At 38.6% G+C, this 2,146-nt stretch carries 1 protein-coding gene and 1 pseudogene; both read left to right on the top strand.

Features of this window, described 5'->3' with window-relative positions; translation table 11 throughout:
• Positions 1-351, top strand: a pseudogene (locus BZJ18_RS17485) (lipopolysaccharide biosynthesis protein); the annotation flags it as partial.
• Positions 352-391: 40 nt separating this feature from the next.
• Positions 392-2,146: asparagine synthase (glutamine-hydrolyzing) (gene asnB / locus BZJ18_RS16915; RefSeq protein ID WP_077458522.1), on the top strand; the 1,755-nt coding region annotated here is incomplete at its 3' end.

The following is a 2,146-nucleotide window of genomic DNA, read 5'->3' as shown; positions in this document are numbered from 1 at the left end:
ATTCTTTATTTACCAGCGGTGCCTATATTATTTTTTTGGGGTGAATCCTTGTTTTCTGTTGTGTTCGGTTCCGAATGGAGTCAAGCTGGAACCTTTGCAGGATACTTGGTGATCGCAGTTGCTATTAGATTTGCTGTTAGTCCACTAAGTGCGGTTTTAGGGCTAGAAAAGAACATAAAGCTTGGTGTTTGTTGGCAGGTACTTTATTTATTTACGATTAGCGTTACGCTATATTTCTGCTCTTCCCTATCAATAGAGCATTTTTTCATAGGCTTTGTCATACATGAAGTGGTTCTATATTTGATTTATTTTTCCCTTATTCTCAAAGGGTCTAAGTCAGCTGCTTTATAAAAGAATACAAGTCTAATGTCGATGAAAATTAAGGTTTAATATGTGTGGAATTGCTGGTTATATTGCCAGAGAGTCAGTCGAAAAATCACCACTAAAGAAAATGACCGATGCCATCGCTCATCGTGGCCCAGATGGTGAAGGTTACTATTATGAGGACGATATCGCTTTCGGCCATCGTAGATTAGCAATTGTCGATTTGAGTGACCATGGAAAGCAACCCATGGAATATCAAGATAGGTATGTAACTGTTTTTAATGGCGAAATATATAATTATCTTGAACTCAAACAAGAGTTGATTGAAGCGGGTTACTCCTTCAGTAATGAGACTGATACTGAGGTAATAATGGCCGCGTATGACTTATGGGGAAGTGATTGCGTTAAAAGCTTTAATGGTATGTGGGCTTTCGTTCTTTATGATAAACAGAATGAAACTTTTTTTATATCACGTGATAGATTTGGAATAAAACCACTCTATTACTATTGTGATAATAACAACTTCGTATTTTGCAGTGAAGTGAAAGGCATCTATGCCAGCGGTCTTGTAGAAAAAGCGCCTAACAAAAGCTACCTGAAAAACTACCTGGATAATGGCCCCAATGAGTACGATGCAGAAACGGCCTTCGCCAACGTCTATCGTTTTCCCTTTGCCCATTACTTCCTTGGTACTAAAGAACAACTGCTCGGTCAACCCCAGTTTACACGTTATTGGGAACTAACCACTAACACCAGTAGAGAACGTTTCTGCCCTATTAAGGCCAAAGAATACGCAGATCAGTATTATGATCTCTTGGCTGATTCAGTGAGACTGCGTCTCAGAGCTGATGTTAAAGTTGGCTCTGCACTTTCAGGCGGTTTAGATAGTAGCTCGATTGTTTACTTAGTAAACGAACAGTTAAAAGCTCAAGGTAAAGCTGACCTACAAGAAACATTTTCATCAGTCTACAAATCAAATGGCACACAGGACTGTGACGAAAGTGAGTTTATAGATTTGTTGGCAAAAGAACTAAATGTTAATTCAAATCAAATAGAACCTAATGAAAAAGATGTGCCCGATGAGCTTGAAAAAGTCATTTGGCATATGGAAAACCCACCAGAAAGCACCTGCATGTCTGGTTGGCATACCTTCAAGAAAGTAAAAGATACAGGTGTAACGGTAACGCTAGATGGACAAGGCGCGGACGAACAGCTAGCTGGTTATCTGCCATATATAGCTAGTTATATGACTTCTATATCAATATTTGATCTTTATAAAGAAGTATTTAACTTGCTTAGAATTCCGGGCTCGAGAAATATAGTTATTATAGGATTCCTTATGGCTAACTGTAGATTTTTCCTTGGTAAGGAAATCTATCAGTCCCTATTCATAGGAATAAAGCGCCGTCAACCACCCTCTGAGTTAAATTTAGAGCTAAAAAACTCTTTTGAAAAAGGACTTGTAACATTATTGCATTATGCAGATCATACCTCGATGGCCTATAGCATCGAGTCAAGAATGCCATTTATGGATTACAGATTGGTTGAATTCTTAGCTCGAGTTCCCGCATGCTACAAAATACATAATGGCTGGACAAAATACTTAGCTAGATTAGCTTTTGATAAAAAATTACCAGATGAAATTACTTGGAGAAAAGATAAAATGGGGTGGCCTGTCCCAGAAGAATACTGGTTTAGAGGGAACCTTCAAGAATGGTTCATAAAAACTGCAGAACAGCCCCAGGGGCTAAAAGCTATTGGTGAGTCAATTGATATGGCATCTGCGATGCAGCGGGGAAAAAAAATTACCAGTTTAATTAGG

The organism is Salinivibrio sp. IB872, from assembly GCF_001995345.1.
In the GTDB taxonomy this organism is placed as follows: Bacteria; Pseudomonadota; Gammaproteobacteria; order Enterobacterales; family Vibrionaceae; genus Salinivibrio; species Salinivibrio proteolyticus.
Note: the sequence above shows the minus strand (reverse complement) of the source record. Positions and strands in the feature narration are given on the sequence as shown.